This window comes from Pseudoxanthomonas sp. GW835-FHT14C01, from assembly GCF_058793715.1.
In genome coordinates, this window is record NZ_JBXAGB010000002.1 from 892,481 (window position 1) to 908,750 (window position 16,270).

Sequence of the window (16,270 nt, forward strand, 5' to 3'; positions counted from 1 at the left end):
GACGGAAACCCCATGACCGGCCAGATCACCCAGCAAGCCCTGCAGTGCCGCGATGCGGCCCACGCCATCGCCTCCCTGCCGACCGACGCGAAGAACGCGCTGCTGCAGGCGATGGCCGATGCATTGCTGGCCGATGAGGCCGCGATCCTGGCAGCCAACGCGAAGGACATCGAGGCCGCTGCGGCCAAAGGCATCAGCAGCGCCATGCTGGACCGTCTTTGTCTGGATGCAGCGCGGCTGCAAGGGATCGCCAGCGCGGTGCGCGAAGTGGCGGAGTTGCCGGATCCGGTCGGGCAGGTGACCCGTGCCTACGACAGGCCGAACGGCATCCACGTCGAGCGCGTGCGCGTGCCGCTGGGCGTGATCGCGATGATCTACGAGGCGCGCCCGAACGTCACCGCAGATGCAGCGGCGCTATGCCTGAAAGCCGGCAATGCGGTGATCCTGCGCGGAGGTTCGGAAGCGATCCATTCCAACACCGCCATCGCGGCGTCGTTGAAGCGCGCCTTGCGCGAGGCCGGTTTGCCGGAGGCCGTGCTGACGCTGGTCGAGGACCTGCGTCGCGAGAGCATCCTGGAGTTGATCCAGCTCAGCGATATCGTCGACTTGGTAATCCCGCGCGGTGGCGAGGGGCTGATCCGCTTCGTCGGCGAACACGCGCGGGTGCCGGTCATCAAGCACTACAAGGGCGTCTGCCACCAGTACGTCGACGCGGGCGCGGACGAGGATCTGGCGCTGGCCCTGTTGCTGGACGGCAAGGTGTCGCGTCCGTCGGCCTGCAATTCGCTGGAGACGCTGCTGGTCCATCGCGATATCGCACCGACGTTCCTGCCGCGTGCGGCTGAGGCGCTGCGTGCGCGCGGCGTCGAGGTGCGGGCGGATGCGGTCGCCAAGGCGCTGATGTCGGGTGCGGTCGCCGCGACCGAAGAGGATTTCGCCGCCGAGTTCCTCGATCTGGTGATCGCGGTCGGCGTGGTGGACGATCTGGATGCCGCCATCGCGCATATCCGTCGCTACACGTCGGACCATACCGAGGTCATCGTCACTCGCGATTCCGTCCATGCGGAGAAGTTTCTCAACGCACTGCGGTCAGCCGTGGTGATGGTCAATGCCTCGTCGCGGTTCTCGGATGGCGGCGAACTGGGGCTGGGCGCTGAGATCGGTATTTCGACCACACGACTGCATTCGTACGGCCCGATGGGGCTGGAGGCGTTGACGGTGGAGCGATTTGTTGTGCATGGGAAAGGGCAGGTGCGGCATCCCAACCTTTTGAAGGCCTGAGTAAGAGGTCTTATGAATCCGACTGAGTCCGCATGGTTTGATGAAACCCTGCGAATCCGCTGTCCCGCCTCACGCGATCGACCCTTCTGCCCCGTGGGCCTCGCTGCAGGACTCTCCGGTCTCTTCCGCTCGGTGGGCCGCCACCCCTCTGTGGGGCAACGGCGCCAAGTAGCAATCGGCGCCATTGGGCTTGTGCCGGAAAGCTTTGCGCACCCAGACCCAAACTTGGCTGCATCTATGCTCAGATTGGCGCCATGTTCTAGTATCGACTAGTAGTCAGCCCACATGGACCGTCTATGGCGAAGAGAAAGCAAAGAGTCCGCAAACACGAGCTTGCAGACTTAAGCGCAAATCACGTTGGCTATCACGTGTACAAGGCAGGATTCACTATCGAAGCACCTATCCATGACTACGGAACGGACGGACTAGTCACAACCTTTGACGCGAGTGGCTATCAAGAAAATGGCCTCATAACGCTTCAGTTCAAAGCCACGGATACGCCCCACAGATACGAGATCCAGGACGGCTACTCGTACCCGATTAGCCTTGGCGATTTGGAACAATGGAATGATGAGCTCTATCCGGTCTACCTAGTTTTCTTCGATGCCAAGAATGAAAAGGCATTCTGGGTGGAGATTCAAAGCTATCTCAAAGGGGTGAATTTAGACCCGTCCACTGCTTCCGGAAAAACTCATAACGTGCATCTTCCATTGGCTAATGTTGTCACCACCAAGACACCATTGGTGTGGCAGACAAGGAAGAATGGGATCGTCAAGAAGCTACTTAAGGAGCTAAAAAAGTGAAGTATCGGCCCCTTAAATCTCATGAAGTTATTAAAGCCCTGAACCAACTTGGCTTTGAAGACCGTGGTGGAACACGCCATGCGAAGTTCTATCGCCCAGCAAGCGGGACGCTGATCACGATACCTCGAGAAAGGGAACTATCGCCGAACCTTCTTCGAGCCATAGTGAAGCAAGTTGTTGGCAGGGGTGACGCCACCGAGGATTCGATCGAGAGCAAGCTGTTTGGATTCTGACGGCAAGGTAGTTCAGGGAGAGCCGTCGTTGCTCGCTGTTCCTTGCCGACTTCGATACTGACGTCGGTCTCACCTCTTGCGATGGCGGCTCGTACGATGGCCGCATGCCACTACCCGACGCCTACAGATGGGCCGATTCACCCGATGGCAGCAGCTGCCTGTTTCTCAGGTACGGCTGCGCGGCGAGCATCGCCGCTGACGGCACGACCAAGCTCAAGCGATGGGACAGATCGGAAATCATCTCGAAGGCCGCCAGCGTTCGGGCGGAATGGAATGCCCATCCTCGCCAAGCAGCGACATTGAGCCTTGTAGCTCGTCGGCTTGAGCTCGGTCAGCTGTCCCACCTCATCTGGGGTAAGCCAGGTGCCGGAGTACACGGGTTCGCTCACGGGACAGTCCTCTCTGATGGCAACGAGTGACTGGAGATCGTAGTGCTCTGATCAGGAAATGCGCGATACGAGCGTGAGCAATGGCGAGCATCGAGACGTCATCGACTGCGGCGGCAGGCGAGCGGGAAATGCTGGCACCCTGCTGGCATGAAAAAACCGCCACTAGGGCGGTTTCGTCGTAACACTCTGAATCTATTGGTCGGGGAGACAGGATTCGAACCTGCGACCTCTACGTCCCGAACGTAGCGCTCTACCAGACTGAGCTACACCCCGACTGAGCGCGACATTGTAGTGAAGCCGCCCGGCCGAGGCAAGACTCGGATGCCGGATCCGGCCCTCGGTCCGGCGGGCCCCGGTAAAAGCTGCGGCCCCTGCGGCGGCCACGTAAAATGCGCCGTTCACGAAAGCCGGAGTCTCCCTTGATCAAGCCCCGTACCCCGCCTGGCGTCATGGAACTGCTCCCGCGCGAGCAGATCGCGTTCCAGCGCATGCTGGACACCATCCGCCGGAACTACGAGCGCTTCGGCTTCCTGCCGGTGGAAACCCCGGTCTTCGAACTGTCCGAGACCCTGCTGACCAAGTCCGGCGGCGAGACCGAACGGCAGGTCTACTTCGTCCAGTCCACCGGCGCCCTGGCCAAGGAAGGCGACGGCCTGCCCGAATTGGCCCTGCGCTTCGACCTGACCGTGCCGCTGGCCCGCTACGTGGCCGAGCACGAACACGAACTGACCTTCCCGTTCCGCCGCTACCAGATCCAGCGCGTCTACCGCGGCGAACGCCAGCAGCGCGGCCGCTTCCGCGAGTTCTACCAGTGCGACATCGACGTCATCGGCAAGGACGCGCTGAGCGTCCGCTTCGATGCCGAGATCCTGGCCGTGATCCACGCCGTCTTCAGCGAACTGGGCATCGGCGAGTTCACCATCCAGCTCAACAACCGCAAGCTGATGCGCGGCTTCTTCGAGGCGCAGGGCGTCACCGACGGCGAACAGCAGGCGCTGGTGCTGCGCGAAGTCGACAAGCTGGACAAGCGCGGCGCCGACTACGTGCGCGACACGCTGACCGGCGAAGGCTTCGGCATGTCGGCCGAAAGCGTCGACCGTATCCTCGCGTTCGTCGCCGTGCGCAGCACCGGCCATGCCGACGCGCTGGCCAGGCTCGATGCGCTGGGGCAGGGCAGCGACACCTTCAACCAGGGCATCGCCGAACTGCGCGAAGTGCTGGAGCTGGTCAGGGCGCTGGGCGTGCCCGAGAGCGCGTACTGCCTGAACTTCTCCATCGCGCGCGGCCTGGACTACTACACCGGCACCGTCTACGAGACCCAGCTGGACGGTTACCCGCAGATCGGCTCTATCTGCTCGGGCGGTCGCTACGAAGACCTCGCCAGCCACTACACCAAGTCGAAGCTGCCAGGCGTCGGCATCTCGATCGGCCTGACCCGCCTGTTCTGGCAGCTGCGCGAGGCCGGCCTGATCGCCGGCAGCGACGAAAGCAGCGTGCAGGCGATGGTCGCGCTGATGGACGACGGCCAGCTGGCTGGCTCGCTGGACATCGCGCGCCGGCTGCGTGCGGCCGGTATCAACACCGAAGTGCAGATGGAAGGCCGCAAGTTGGCCAAGCAGTTCCAGTACGCCTCGCGCGCCGGCATCCGTTTCGTGGTGCTGGCCGGTGAGGACGAACTGGCGCGTGGCGTGGTGACGGTCAAGGACCTGCTGCGCGAGCAGCAGTTCGAAGTGAAACGCGAGGAGCTGGCCAGCAGCCTGAAGGTCGAGCTGGAGCAAGCCCGATTGGAGCAGGCCCGCGTACTGGCGGGGCGCTGACATGAAGCCGATCCTGCTGGATGGCCAATCGCTGACCCGCGACAAACTGGTCGAGATCGCGTTCGGGGCCAGCGTCGAACTGGACAAGGGCGCGCTGAAGGCTGTGGCGCGCGCCGCCGACTTCCTGGCCGAGCAGGTCCGTCGCGAAGAACCGATCTACGGCGTCTCCACCGGCTTCGGCAGCAACGCCGACAAGCTGCTGGGCGCGCATCCGCTGCGCGACGAACTGCCGGGTGCGGTGAAGTCCGGCCGCTCGCTGCACGAGGAACTGCAGTACAACCTGATCGTCACGCATGCCGTGTGCGTCGGCGAGCCGATGGCGCCGGAGATCGTGCGCGCGATGCTCGGCATCCGCATCAACACGCTGCTGAAGGGGCACTCCGGCATCCGCGTGGAAACCCTGCAGGCGCTGGCGGCGATGCTCAATGCCGGCATCGTGCCGGTGGTGCCGTCGCTGGGTTCGGTCGGCGCGTCGGGCGACCTCGCGCCGCTGTCGCACCTGGCCATCGTGCTGCTGGGCGGCGGTGAAGCGTTCCATGAAGGCGAGCGCATGACCGGTGCCGAGGCGCTGAAGCGCGCGGGCCTGTCGCCGGTCAGCCTGTCGTACAAGGAAGGCCTGGCGCTCAACAACGGCACCGCGCAGATGCTGGCGATGGGCGTGCTGGCGACCTACCGGCTGGACCAGTTGCTGGACACCGCCGACCTCGCCGCGGCGATGACGATCGATGCGTTCGCCGGCCGCCTGGGCGCGTTCGCCGAGGAAGTGCATGCGCTGCGCCCGCATCCGGGCCAGGTGCACGTTGCCGCGCGTCTGCGCGACCTGCTCGACGGTTCGACGCTGGCCGATATCCCGTACCACCTGGTGCCGAGGTTCCGGCCCTGGCTGCCGCGCAGCTGGGACACCGCCGAAGCGCAGGCGCTGCGTTTCGATATCGGCTGGGACTGGGTGCCGACCGACCAGCGCCACGGCCGCGAGAAGTTCTACCAGCGTTTCATGCCGTTCCGCGGTGGCAAGAAGCACCAGCCGCAGGACAGCTATTCGTTGCGCTGCATCCCGCAGGTGCACGGCGCCGTGCGCGATGCGGTCGACCAGGCCAAGCGCGTGCTGGAGATCGAACTCAACGCGGTCACCGACAACCCGCTGGTGTTCCCCGACAAGCAGGCCGAGCACGTCGAAGAGCAGGTGATCTCGGCCGGCCACTTCCACGGCATGCCGCTGGCGCTGGCGATGAGCTACGTGAAGGCGGCCATCCCGACACTCGCCTCGATTTCCGAGCGCCGCCTCAACAAGCTGGTCGATCCGTCGACCAACGACGGCCTGCCGGCGTTCCTGATCGGCAACGAGGACGGCACCGAGTCGGGCCACATGATCGTGCAGTACTCGGCGGCCGCCATCGTCAACGATCTGGCGAGCCGTGCGCATCCGGCCAGCGTGTTCTCGGTGCCGACCAGCGCGAACGCGGAAGACCATGTGTCGATGGGCGCCAACGAGGCGCGTCACGTGCTGGCGATGGTGCAGGACCTGGGCAAGGTGCTGGCGCTGGAGCTGTATACCGCCGCGCAGGCGCTGGATTTGCGGCGCGACATGATCAACGCCGCCCGTGCGCTGTCGGATCGCACCGATGCCGAGGGCCTGGCCGTGAAGGTGGCGGGTGGTCCGCAGGCCGACACGGAAGGGCGTGACGAATTCCTTTCCGAAGTCGAAGCCTTGCGTGCGGCGCTGGCGTCCAGCGAGGCCTTCCATCCCGGTCACGCGGTCGCGGCCGCGCATGCGGCGATCCGCGCGAAGATCCCGTTCCTCGAGCGCGATCGTGCGCTGGATGGCGAAGTAGCGACGGCGGTGCGGTTGGTGGAGTCGGGCGAGATCCTCGCCGCCGTCCGAAATCGCTGAGCCCAGGGGAGGGTAGGTGTGGGAGCGACGTAAGTCGCGATAGCTTTAAAAAGCTCGCGACTTACGTCGCTCCCACACCTGAAATCCCAGGCCAGAAACTTCCGGGCCCTACAGCGTCCTTACGCAATCCCGCCCTTCGGCCTTGGCGGCGTACAGCGCCTGGTCCGCGACCTGCAGCGCCGATTCCAGGCTGTCGCGCGCCTCGAGGTCGACGCAGTGCACGCCGATGCTGGCGGATACCGCGATCACCAGTTCGCCGCTGCGGCACGGTTGCGCGCGCAATGCCTGCCGGAGTTCTTCGGCGACCACGCTGGCTTCGCCCAGGCCCATGCCGGGCAGGGCAGCGATGAATTCCTCGCCGCCGAACCTGGCCAGCAGTGCGCTATGCGGGCGCAGCGTTTCGGCCAGCGTGTTCGACGTGCAGCGCAGGCAGTCGTCGCCGACCAGATGGCCGTAGGTGTCGTTGATGCGCTTGAAGTGGTCCAGGTCGATCATCAACAGGGAGATCGGCCGCTGGGTGTTGCGCGACTGCGACAGCAGGTGCTCGAAAGCTTCGCGGAAGTGCGTGCGGTTGTAGAGATCGGTCAGGCCGTCCAGGCGGCTGGATTCGCGCAGCCGGTGGTGCGCGCTCTCGAGTTCGGACATCGCCTGGCGCAGTTCGCCGGTACGCGCGATCACCTGCGCTTCGAGCGAATTCTTGGCGTCGCGCACGATGCGTTCGTTCTCGTTGCGCAGGGCGGCGTAGCGGTAGCCCAGCGCCACCGACAGCAGCAGCATCTCCAGCGCCGAGCCGATCTGCACGCCGTACTCGGTCAGGAAGGTCTTGGGCAGCAGGCCGAACGCCAGCGCGACGAAGATGCCGGTGCCGAGCAGGAACATCGCCCAGGCCAGCAGGAATACCTTCGCCGGCCGGTAGCCGGTACGCACCACCATCAGCGTGATCACGGCGATCCAGACGATGCTGGGGAACACGGCCGCCGACGCGATCGGCGTGGCCACGTGATAGGGCAGCTGCGTGGCGGCGATGCCCAGCAGCACGAAGAACGCGATGATGCCCTTGCTGATGCGGTCGCCCAGCCGCCATCGCGTATTGAGGTCGAGGAACGTCCGCGCGAACTGCTGCATGCCGATCTGCGCCAGGCAGACCGAGAGCGGCACGGATTTGTCCGCCAGCCAGGTGGAATGCGGCCACAGGTATTCGAAGCCCAGGCCATTGAGCGTGAACAGCACCAGCCCGAACGCGCTGATGTGGAACAGGTACCAGAAGTAGCTGCCGTCGCGCAGCACCAGCCACAGCACCAGGTTGTAGAAGAACAGCGCCAGCAGGATGCCGTAGTAGATGCCGATGCCGAGCTGGCCGTCGCGCGACAGCTCCGCGAAGGCGGCCGGCGTGTACAGGAACAGGGGAACCTGCATCGAACTCTGGCTCTGCACGCGGACGAGCAGGTCGACCTCCTCGCCGGTGGGCAGGTCGAGCCAGAAGTTCGGGTGGCGGTAACGGATGCTGCGCTGCTCGAACGGGAACGTGTCGCCGCCGGCGTGATGCACCGTGCGCCCGTCCGGATAACGCGCATACACGTCGATACGGTCGCTCAGTGCGTACTGCTGCACCAGCAGCCAGCGCTGCTCGCGCGGATTGTCGTTGGTCACGCGAACGTGGAACCAGTAAGCGCCGGTCTGGAAGCCGAACGAGGCGTCGCCGTTGGGCAGGGGACCGAAGCCGCCGCTGTCGAGCTGGCGGTGCGCGTCGTCCAGCGTCGCGGCGCCACCGGTGTCGTGCAGGTAGGTGGTCTGCGGCGCGAGCGGCAGGTAGCTGGTGCCGGGCGTGATGCGGGCCGGGGTGTCGGCGGTCGCCAGCAGCGGAAAGAGCAGGAGCAGCAGGAGCCAGCCTGCCGGCCCGCGGTACACGAATGGCGACTTGCGTGATGGCGGCATGCCCGTCCCCCCCCGGGTGCCCGGAAGACCGTCGGCATTTCCGGTCCGGCGTTCGGGCGTCCTTGGCAGTGTACTCATCGTCCGTGTCCACTCCCGTCCATTGCCGGTCCCCGCCCTGTCCTGCCCAAGACAACGCAATCCACGTGCGCATCCAGACAGCAGGTGGGTTGACGCTCTGCAGCAATCCGATTAATGTACTAACGCATTAATACATTGAAACGAGCCCCGCCTCCATGAAGCGCCGTTCCGCCAACGAAGATGCCGTCCCCGACGCCCCCTTGCAGGCGTTGGCCGAGGCGCTGGCGGCCCTGAGCCAGGCGGACGAGGTGCGGGCCTTCCTCGAGGACCTGTGCACGCCCGCCGAGCTGGAGGCCATGTCCGATCGCTGGCGGGTCGTGCCGCTGCTGCTCAAGGGCGTGCCGTACCGCGAAATCCACGACCTGACCCAGGTCAGCGTGACCACCATCGGCCGTGTCGCCCGCACGCTGGAGCGCGGCGCCGGCGGCTATGCCGCCGCCGTGCAGCGCCAGCAGGCCGCCACGCCGTCCGCTTCCCACTGAGTTCCTCCATGAGTCCCTCCCTGACCCCCGCGACGCGCGAGCGTCTGCGCATCGCCATCCAGAAGAGCGGGCGGCTGGCCGAGCCGGCGCGCACGCTGCTGGCCGCCTGCGGCCTGAGCTGGCGCGAAAGCCGCGACAAGCTGTTCTGCTACGGCGAGTCCCTGCCGGTGGACCTGCTGCTGGTCCGCGACGACGACATCCCCGGGCTGATCGCCGACGGCGTCTGCGATTTCGGCATCGTCGGCCGCAACGAACTGGACGAGCAGGCGGGCGAGCGCGCGCTCAATGGCCTGCCGCAGGCTTATCGCGAGCTGCGTCCGCTGGGCTTCGGCACCTGCCGGTTGATGCTGGCCGTCCCCGACAGTTGGGAGTGGGAAGGTCCGCAGCAGCTGCAGGGCTTGCGCATCGCGACCAGTTACCCGTCGATCCTGCGCCAGTGGCTGCAGGCACGCGGCATCGATGCCGCGGTGGTCGAACTGTCCGGCTCGGTCGAGATCGCGCCCAAGCTGGGCACCGCAGACCTCATCTGCGATCTCGTCTCCAGTGGCGCCACCCTGGCGGCGAACCAGCTGAAGCCGGTGGAAACCCTGCTCGACAGTGAAGCCGTCCTCGCGGGCCCGGCGCGCGAATTCGACGATGCCCGTGCCGGCTTGGCCGACATGCTGCTGCGTCGCCTGGACGGCGTGCTGAAGCTCAAGGACAGCAAGCTGCTGATGTTCCGCGCCGAGCGCGACACGGTGCCGGCGCTGTCGCGCCTGCTGGGCGACAGCGATGGCCTGATCACGTTGCCGGGCGGCGACGAAGGCCCACTGTCGTTGCAGGCGATGTGCCACGGCGCGGTCACCTGGCAGCGGCTGGAGGAACTGCAGCGCGCCGGTGCGCAAGGCCTGATGGTGCTGTCGGTCGAGAGGTCGCTGGCATGACCGCATCGCCCGCTCCCGTGTACGACTGGACCTTGCTGGACGAAGCTGCGCGCACCGCGCTGCTCGCGCGTCCGGTGCAGGCCATCGCGCAACGCACGCGTGATGCCGTTACCGCCCTGCTGGCCGATGTGCGGGCGCGCGGCGATGCCGCGCTGCGCGAGGTCACCGCGCGCTTCGATGGCGTTGAACTCGCCACGTTCGAGGTCAGCGAACAGGAATTCGCTGCCGCGCACACCGCCGTGCCCGCCGAACTGCGCCAGGCGATGCAGGAAGCCGCGAGCCGCATCGAGGCGTTCCACCGCGCCGGCATGGCGCAACCGTACGCCGTGGAGACGGCCCCGGGCGTGGTGTGCGAGCGGATGATCCTGCCGATCCCGCGCGTGGGCCTGTACGTGCCGGCCGGCAGCGCGCCGCTGCCGTCGACCGCCCTGATGCTGGGTACTCCCTCGCGGCTGGCCGGTTGTCGCGAGGTCGTGCTGTGCACGCCGCCGCGCCGCGACGGCACTGCCGATCCGGCCGTGCTGGTCGCCGCGCAGCTGACCGGCGTGCGCCGCGTGTTCAAGCTGGGCGGCGCGCAGGCGATCGCCGCGATGGCGTTCGGCACCGAGAGCGTGCCGGCCTGCGACAAGCTGTTCGGTCCGGGCAACAGCTACGTGACCGAAGCCAAGCAACAGGTCGCTCAGTCCGGCGCCGCGGCCATCGACATGCCGGCGGGCCCGTCGGAAGTGCTGGTGATCGCCGATGCCGGCGCGGACGCGTCCTTCGTCGCCGCCGACCTGCTGTCGCAGGCCGAGCATGGCCCCGATTCGCAGGTGCTGCTGTTGTCCGACGACGAAGCCCTGATCGAACGCGTGCAAGCCGAACTCACGACCCAACTCGCCGCACTCGACCGCGCCGACATCGCGCGGCAGGCGCTGTCGGCGTCGCGGCTGGTCAAGGTCGCGACGCTCGACGACGCCTTCGCTATCAGCAACCGCTATGCGCCGGAGCACCTGATCCTGGCGCTGCGCGAGGCGCGCGCGTGGCTGGGCAAGGTGGAGGCGGCCGGCTCCGTGTTCCTCGGCGATTACACGCCGGAGGCGCTGGGCGACTACTGCAGTGGCACCAACCATGTGCTGCCGACCAGCGGCGCGGCGCGGGCTTACAGTGGCGTCAGCGTGGCGAGCTTCCAGAATTTCGTCAGCGTGCAGTCGGCCAATCGCGCGGGTATCGCCGCCATTGGTGAGTGCGCCCTGACGCTTGCACGCGCCGAAGGACTGGACGCGCACGCCAACGCCGTCGCGCTGCGCCTGCGCAAGGCGGCCGCATGAGCGCCGTCCTCGCTCTCGTCCGCGCGGACCTGCGCGACTTCGCCGGCTACAAGTCGGCGCGCAGTGAGGCGCTGCGTGGCGAGGTGTGGTTGAACGCCAACGAATCCGCCTGGGCCAACCCGGCGGACGGCCAGGGGCGCAGCCGCCGCTATCCCGATCCGCAACCGCCGGCGCTGCGTGCGCGGCTCGCGCAGCTTTACGGCGTGGCACCGGATCGGGTGCTGGTCGGGCGCGGCAGCGACGAGGCGATCGACCTGCTGGTGCGCGCGCTGTGCGTGCCGGGACAGGACGCCATCGTGGTGACGCCGCCGGTGTTCGGCATGTATGCCGTCTGTGCGCGCCTGCAGGGTGCACCCGTCGTTGAAGTGCCGCTGCGTGATGGCGAAACGGGTCTGGTCGCCGATCTCGACGCGATCCGCGAGGCGGCCCTGGCGCGGAGTGCGAAACTGGTATTCCTGTGCTCGCCATCGAACCCGGCCGGCTCGGCGATCCCGCTCGATGGCATCGCCGCGCTGGCACGCGCGCTGGAGGGGCGCGCGCTGGTCGTCGTGGACGAAGCGTACGGCGAGTTCGCCGATGGCCCGTCCGCGACGACGCTGCTGGAGACGCACGCCAACGTTACCGTATTGCGTACGCTGTCGAAAGCGCATGCGCTGGCGGCGGCGCGCATCGGTGTCGTGATCGGCGATACGGACCTGGTTGCCGTCCTGCAGCGCTGCCAGGCGCCGTATCCGGTGCCGACGCCATGCGCTGATCTGGCGCTGGAAGGTTTGTCCGACGCTGCGCTGGCGCAGACACGCGAGCGTGTGGCGCTGGTGCGCAGCGAACGTGTGCGGTTGCAAGCCGCGCTGGAGCGAACGACCGGTGTCCGCCGTGTCTATCCGTCGCAGGGCAACTACCTGCTGGCACGCTTCGACGATGCCGAAGGCGCGTTCCGCGCGCTGCTCGCCGCCGGCGTCGTGGTGCGCGACCAGCGTGCGGCCCCCCAACTGGGTGATGCCTTGCGCATCACCATCGGGTCGCCCCCCCAGAACGACCGCGTCATCGCGGCCCTCAATGCCCAGGAGCAGGCCGCGTGACGCCGATCCTTTTTATCGACCGCGACGGCACCCTGATCGAGGAGCCCGAAGATTTCCAGATCGACGCGTACGAGAAAGTGCGCTTCGTCGCCGGCGTGATTCCGGCGCTGCTGAAACTGCGCGACGCCGGCTACCAGTTCGTCATCGTAAGCAACCAGGATGGCCTAGGCAGCGAGCAGTATCCGCGCGCCAGTTTCGACGGTCCGCAGGCGTTGATGATGCAGGTGTTCGAGAGCCAGGGCATCCGCTTCCGCGACGTACTGATCGACGAGAGCTGGCCGCACGAGAACAAGCCTACGCGCAAGCCCGGTATCGGGCTGATGGTCCCGTACCTGCAGGATCGCAGCATCGACTGGGCGCGCTCGGGCATGGTCGGCGACCGGCCGACCGACATCGCGTTCGCCGACAACCTGAAGATCCGCGGCTTCCAGCTGAAGACCGCGCAGTTCGGCGGCGAGTGGGACTGGGCCGGCATCGCGCATGCGCTGGCGGACGCGCCGCGGCGGGCCGTCGTCCAGCGCAACACCAAGGAAACGAAGATCCGCGTCGAAGTGGACCTGGACCGCGTCGCCGAACCGGTGGCGCAGACCGGCCTGCCGTTCTTCGATCACATGCTGGAGCAGATCGGCAAGCACGGCGGCTTCGCGCTGGACATACGCGCCGAGGGCGACCTGCACATTGACGAGCACCACACCGTCGAGGACACCGGCCTGGCGCTGGGCCAGGCACTGAAGGAAGCGCTGGGCGACAAGCGCGGCATCGGCCGCTACGGTTTCACCCTGCCGATGGACGAGACGCTGGCCAGCGCCGCGCTCGACTTCAGCGGGCGGCCGTACTTCGTCTTCAGCGGCGACTTCAAGCGCGAGCGCGTCGGCGACCTGCCGACCGAGCTGGTGCCGCACTTCTTCCGCTCGCTCTGCGACGCGTCCGGGTTGAACCTCAACCTGAAGGTGGAAGGCGACAACGACCACCACAAGGTCGAGGCCAGCTTCAAGGCGCTGGCGCGGGCGCTGCGCCAGGCCGTCAGGCGCGAAGGCGCCGAATTGCCTTCGACCAAGGGTGCGCTGTGATGAAGGTGGTCCTGGTCGATGCCGGTGGCTCCAACATCGGTTCGGTGCGCTATGCGTTGCAGCGTCTCGGTGTGGAGGCGGAGCTGACAGGCGAGGCTGACGCCATCCGCGCGGCGGACAGGGTGATCCTGCCCGGCGTGGGTGCCGCCGCAGTCTGCATGGCGCGGTTGAAAGAACGGGATCTGGTCGACGTGTTGCGCACGCTCGACAAGCCGCTGCTCGGGGTCTGCGTCGGCGTGCAGCTGCTGTTTGCGCACTCCGAAGAAGACGACACCCCTTGCCTCGGCCTGTTGCCAGGACTGGTCCGGAAGCTCGAGGCGTCGCCAGGCATCCGCGTACCGCACATGGGCTGGAACACCCTGTATCGCACCCGCGATGCCTCGTTGCTCGAAGGCATCGCCGACGGTGACCACGCCTACTTCGTCCACAGCTATGCGGCGGCGGTCGGCGACGACTGCCTGTGCAGCAGCGACCACGGCCAGCGCTTCGCGGCCGTGGTGCAGCGGGGCAACGTCGCCGGCGCGCAGTTCCATCCGGAGCGCTCGGGTGTGGTGGGGGCGCGATTGTTGAAGAACTTCATCGAGTACGGACTGCAATGACCGGTTTCATCGTCTATCCCGCCATCGATGTGCGCGAGGACCGTGTCGTGCGCCTGGCGCAGGGCGACTACGCGCGCGAGACGCGCTATGAAGGCGCACCGCTCGACGTCGCGGCACGCTATGCCGAGCAGGGCGCGGAGTGGCTGCACCTGGTCGATCTGGACGCCGCGCGTGCCGGGGGCTATACGCTGGCGCCGCTGCTGGGCGAGATCGCACGGCACACGCGGCTGAAGGTGCAGACCGGCGGTGGCGTCCGCCAGCGCGACGACGTGGCCCGCATCCTCGATGCGGGTGCGGACCGCGTAGTGATCGGTTCGCTGGCGGTCCGCGAACCGGACACCGTGCTGGCCTGGCTGGCCGAATTCGGCAGCCAGCGCATCACCGTGGCGCTGGATTCGCGCCGCGATCGCGACGGCATCTGGCGGTTGCCGGTGCATGGCTGGACCGAGACGGCCTCGGAGACGCTGGACGAACTGGCGCTGCGTTACGCCGGCGCCGGCCTGCGCCACCTGCTGTGTACCGACATCGCGCGCGACGGAATGCTGACCGGGTCCAACCTGGCGCTCTACGCCTACCTGCATGACACCGTCCCGTCGCTGGCGGTGCAGGCCTCGGGCGGTGTCAGTGCCGTCGCCGACGTCGAGGGCGCCCGCGACGCGGGCTGCGCCGGCATCGTGCTGGGCCGCGCGCTGCTGGAAGGACGCTTCACACTGCCGGAAGCGCTGGCATGCTGAGCCGGCGCATCATTCCGTGCCTGGATGTGCGCGAAGGACGCGTGGTCAAGGGCGTGAAGTTCCGCGACCACGTGGACATGGGCGATATCGCCGACCTTGCGTTGCGCTACCGCGACGAAGGCGCGGACGAACTGGTGTTCTACGACATCGGCGCCAGTCCCGAGGGGCGCTCGGTGGACTACGCCTGGATCGAACGGGTGTCGCGCCTGCTCGACATCCCGTTCTGCGTGGCCGGCGGCATCCGTGATGTCGAGACCGCGCGGCGCGTGCTGTACAGCGGTGCGGACAAGGTGTCGGTCAATACGCCGGCACTGGAACGTCCCGCGCTGATCGGCGAACTGGCCGAAGCCTTCGGGGTGCAGTGCGTGGTGGTTGGCGTGGATTCGATCCTCGAAGCGGATGGCGAATGGCGCGTGCGCCGCTACACCGGCGACCCCTCGAAGATGCAGGGCGCTGGCCTGCGGACGCTGGACTGGGTGGTGCAGGCGCAGCGGCTGGGCGCCGGCGAGATCGTGCTGAATTGCATGGACCAGGATGGCGTGCGTCGCGGCTACGATCTCGTGCAACTCCAGGCCGTGCGCGCCCTCTGCGAGGTGCCGCTGATCGCTTCCGGCGGGGCGGGCGAAGTGGAGCACTTTGCGGACGTCTTCGGACAGGCGGATGTGGACGGTGCGCTGGCGGCCAGCGTTTTCCACAGCGGGCACATCCGGATTCCGGCACTGAAACAGGCTTTGGCAGGGCAGGGCATCGAGGTGCGACGTGGCGACTGACGACGAACGATCCACCTTCGATCCGGCGCGGCTGGACTGGGACAAGGGCGATGGCCTGTTGCCGGTCGTCGTGCAGGATGCGGCGAACCTGCGCGTGCTGATGCTGGGCTACATGAACCGCGAGGCGCTGGACGCGACGCTGGCCAGCCGGCGCGTGACGTTCTTCAGCCGCAGCAAGCAGCGCCTGTGGACCAAGGGCGAGAGCTCCGGCCATGTGCTCGACCTGGTCGCCATCGATGCCGACTGCGATGACGACACGCTGCTGGTCCTGGCGCACCCGCACGGGCCCACCTGCCATCTGCAGCGGGCCAGTTGTTTCCCGTCGGCACCGTTGGCCTTTCTTTCGGAACTAGATGCCCTGGTCGCGCAGCGTGAACGCGAGCGGCCTGCCGATAGCTACACCACGCGCCTGTTCGACGCCGGCGTCCGTCGTATCGCGCAGAAGGTCGGCGAGGAGGGGGTCGAGACCGCGCTCGCCGCCGTGGTGCAGGACGAGGCGGCGCTGCTGGGCGAAAGCGCCGACCTGCTGTACCACCTGACCGTACTGCTGCGGGCACGGGGCCTATCCCTGGCGGATGCCATCGAGGTGTTGCGCGCTCGCCATGCATCCCCATGACGCGGATTCGCTTCATGTAGGAGCGACGTAAGTCGCGACCGTGGATCGGGAGCCAACGGTAGCTCCATCGCCCTTTGCGCCGGCTAATGGTTCTTTGACCGTGCGGTCGCGACTTACGTCGCTCCTACAGAGGGGCCGTCGCTGTCATCGCGGCTGCGCCATAATCCGCCGGTCGCCCCAGCCGGAGTTCCCGTGCGCGCCTCGTTGATCGCCCTGCTGCTGGCCTGTCTGGCCGTCCCCGCCCACGCGTTGCCGCCCCC

The 16,270-nt window shown here is 67.0% G+C and carries 15 protein-coding genes and 1 tRNA gene; 14 read left to right on the forward strand and 2 right to left on the reverse strand.

What is annotated here, in order from left to right:
- Positions 1-12: 12 nt before the first annotated feature.
- From AC1Q5B_RS11040 to AC1Q5B_RS11050, 3 genes are all read left to right on the forward strand, one after another.
- Entirely contained in the window at positions 13-1,281 is a 1,269-nt protein-coding gene (locus AC1Q5B_RS11040; protein ID WP_492631704.1) for a glutamate-5-semialdehyde dehydrogenase, read from the forward strand.
- A gap of 296 nt (positions 1,282-1,577) precedes the next feature.
- Complete coding sequence (locus AC1Q5B_RS11045; RefSeq protein WP_492631705.1) at positions 1,578-2,084, forward strand: DUF4365 domain-containing protein; 507 nt, start codon at positions 1,578-1,580, stop codon at positions 2,082-2,084.
- Positions 2,081-2,317, forward strand: coding sequence for a type II toxin-antitoxin system HicA family toxin (locus AC1Q5B_RS11050; protein WP_492631706.1), 237 nt, complete (start codon positions 2,081-2,083; stop codon positions 2,315-2,317). Before AC1Q5B_RS11045 ends, AC1Q5B_RS11050 begins: the two co-directional genes overlap by 4 nt.
- A gap of 585 nt (positions 2,318-2,902) precedes the next feature.
- Here the strand turns inward: AC1Q5B_RS11050 and AC1Q5B_RS11055 are convergent.
- Positions 2,903-2,979: transfer RNA gene (locus tag AC1Q5B_RS11055), tRNA-Pro, on the reverse strand.
- A 146-nt stretch (positions 2,980-3,125) separates the two neighbouring features.
- Here AC1Q5B_RS11055 and hisS point away from each other — a divergent pair.
- Positions 3,126-4,523, forward strand: coding sequence for a histidine--tRNA ligase (hisS, locus tag AC1Q5B_RS11060; RefSeq protein WP_492631707.1), 1,398 nt, complete (start codon positions 3,126-3,128; stop codon positions 4,521-4,523).
- Between the two features lies 1 nt (position 4,524).
- Positions 4,525-6,414, forward strand: a complete 1,890-nt coding sequence (locus AC1Q5B_RS11065) for an HAL/PAL/TAL family ammonia-lyase (protein ID WP_492631708.1) — start codon at positions 4,525-4,527, stop codon at positions 6,412-6,414.
- Positions 6,415-6,522: 108 nt separating this feature from the next.
- Here AC1Q5B_RS11065 and AC1Q5B_RS11070 read toward each other — a convergent pair whose 3' ends face one another.
- The gene (locus AC1Q5B_RS11070) at positions 6,523-8,349 is read right to left on the reverse strand and encodes a sensor domain-containing diguanylate cyclase (protein WP_492631709.1); all 1,827 of its coding nucleotides are present in this window, start codon (positions 8,347-8,349) and stop codon (positions 6,523-6,525) included.
- Positions 8,350-8,582: 233 nt separating this feature from the next.
- Here AC1Q5B_RS11070 and AC1Q5B_RS11075 point away from each other — a divergent pair, with 233 nt between their 5' ends.
- Genes AC1Q5B_RS11075 through hisIE form a run of 9 tightly spaced genes read left to right on the forward strand, consistent with a single transcriptional unit; the run spans position 8,583 to position 16,010 of the window.
- Positions 8,583-8,909, forward strand: coding sequence for a YerC/YecD family TrpR-related protein (locus AC1Q5B_RS11075; RefSeq protein WP_492631710.1), 327 nt, complete (start codon positions 8,583-8,585; stop codon positions 8,907-8,909).
- An 8-nt stretch (positions 8,910-8,917) separates the two neighbouring features.
- Positions 8,918-9,832, forward strand: a complete 915-nt coding sequence (gene hisG / locus AC1Q5B_RS11080; protein WP_492631711.1) for an ATP phosphoribosyltransferase — start codon at positions 8,918-8,920, stop codon at positions 9,830-9,832.
- On the forward strand, positions 9,829-11,142 hold the full coding sequence (gene hisD, locus AC1Q5B_RS11085) for a histidinol dehydrogenase (protein ID WP_492631712.1): 1,314 nt from the start codon (positions 9,829-9,831) through the stop codon (positions 11,140-11,142). The genes hisG and hisD overlap by 4 nt, the downstream gene beginning before the upstream one ends.
- Complete coding sequence (gene hisC / locus AC1Q5B_RS11090; RefSeq protein WP_492631713.1) at positions 11,139-12,221, forward strand: histidinol-phosphate transaminase; 1,083 nt, start codon at positions 11,139-11,141, stop codon at positions 12,219-12,221. Before hisD ends, hisC begins: the two co-directional genes overlap by 4 nt.
- Positions 12,218-13,291, forward strand: a complete 1,074-nt coding sequence (gene hisB, locus AC1Q5B_RS11095) for a bifunctional histidinol-phosphatase/imidazoleglycerol-phosphate dehydratase HisB (RefSeq protein WP_492631714.1) — start codon at positions 12,218-12,220, stop codon at positions 13,289-13,291. Before hisC ends, hisB begins: the two co-directional genes overlap by 4 nt.
- Positions 13,291-13,890, forward strand: coding sequence for an imidazole glycerol phosphate synthase subunit HisH (gene hisH / locus AC1Q5B_RS11100; RefSeq protein ID WP_492631715.1), 600 nt, complete (start codon positions 13,291-13,293; stop codon positions 13,888-13,890). Before hisB ends, hisH begins: the two co-directional genes overlap by 1 nt.
- On the forward strand, positions 13,887-14,624 hold the full coding sequence (gene hisA / locus AC1Q5B_RS11105) for a 1-(5-phosphoribosyl)-5-[(5-phosphoribosylamino)methylideneamino]imidazole-4-carboxamide isomerase (RefSeq protein ID WP_492631716.1): 738 nt from the start codon (positions 13,887-13,889) through the stop codon (positions 14,622-14,624). Before hisH ends, hisA begins: the two co-directional genes overlap by 4 nt.
- The gene (gene hisF / locus AC1Q5B_RS11110; RefSeq protein WP_492631717.1) at positions 14,618-15,394 is read left to right on the forward strand and encodes an imidazole glycerol phosphate synthase subunit HisF; all 777 of its coding nucleotides are present in this window, start codon (positions 14,618-14,620) and stop codon (positions 15,392-15,394) included. Before hisA ends, hisF begins: the two co-directional genes overlap by 7 nt.
- Positions 15,384-16,010 (forward strand): bifunctional phosphoribosyl-AMP cyclohydrolase/phosphoribosyl-ATP diphosphatase HisIE, encoded by a 627-nt coding sequence (gene hisIE, locus AC1Q5B_RS11115; RefSeq protein ID WP_492631718.1) that lies wholly within the window; start codon positions 15,384-15,386, stop codon positions 16,008-16,010. The genes hisF and hisIE overlap by 11 nt, the downstream gene beginning before the upstream one ends.
- Positions 16,011-16,270 lie beyond the last annotated feature (260 nt).

Bases quoted from the DNA above. Each gene is read 5' to 3' on its own strand.
- AC1Q5B_RS11045 (WP_492631705.1), top strand. From the start codon at position 1,578: ATGGCGAAGAGAAAGCAAAGAGTCCGCAAACACGAGCTTGCAGACTTA.
- hisC (WP_492631713.1), top strand. From the start codon at position 11,139: ATGAGCGCCGTCCTCGCTCTCGTCCGCGCGGACCTGCGCGACTTCGCC.
- hisG (WP_492631711.1), top strand. From the start codon at position 8,918: ATGAGTCCCTCCCTGACCCCCGCGACGCGCGAGCGTCTGCGCATCGCC.
- AC1Q5B_RS11065 (WP_492631708.1), top strand. From the start codon at position 4,525: ATGAAGCCGATCCTGCTGGATGGCCAATCGCTGACCCGCGACAAACTG.
- hisF (WP_492631717.1), top strand. From the start codon at position 14,618: ATGCTGAGCCGGCGCATCATTCCGTGCCTGGATGTGCGCGAAGGACGC.
- hisD (WP_492631712.1), top strand. From the start codon at position 9,829: ATGACCGCATCGCCCGCTCCCGTGTACGACTGGACCTTGCTGGACGAA.
- hisH (WP_492631715.1), top strand. From the start codon at position 13,291: ATGAAGGTGGTCCTGGTCGATGCCGGTGGCTCCAACATCGGTTCGGTG.
- AC1Q5B_RS11075 (WP_492631710.1), top strand. From the start codon at position 8,583: ATGAAGCGCCGTTCCGCCAACGAAGATGCCGTCCCCGACGCCCCCTTG.
- hisA (WP_492631716.1), top strand. From the start codon at position 13,887: ATGACCGGTTTCATCGTCTATCCCGCCATCGATGTGCGCGAGGACCGT.
- AC1Q5B_RS11040 (WP_492631704.1), top strand. From the start codon at position 13: ATGACCGGCCAGATCACCCAGCAAGCCCTGCAGTGCCGCGATGCGGCC.
- AC1Q5B_RS11070 (WP_492631709.1), bottom strand. From the start codon at position 8,349: ATGCCGCCATCACGCAAGTCGCCATTCGTGTACCGCGGGCCGGCAGGC.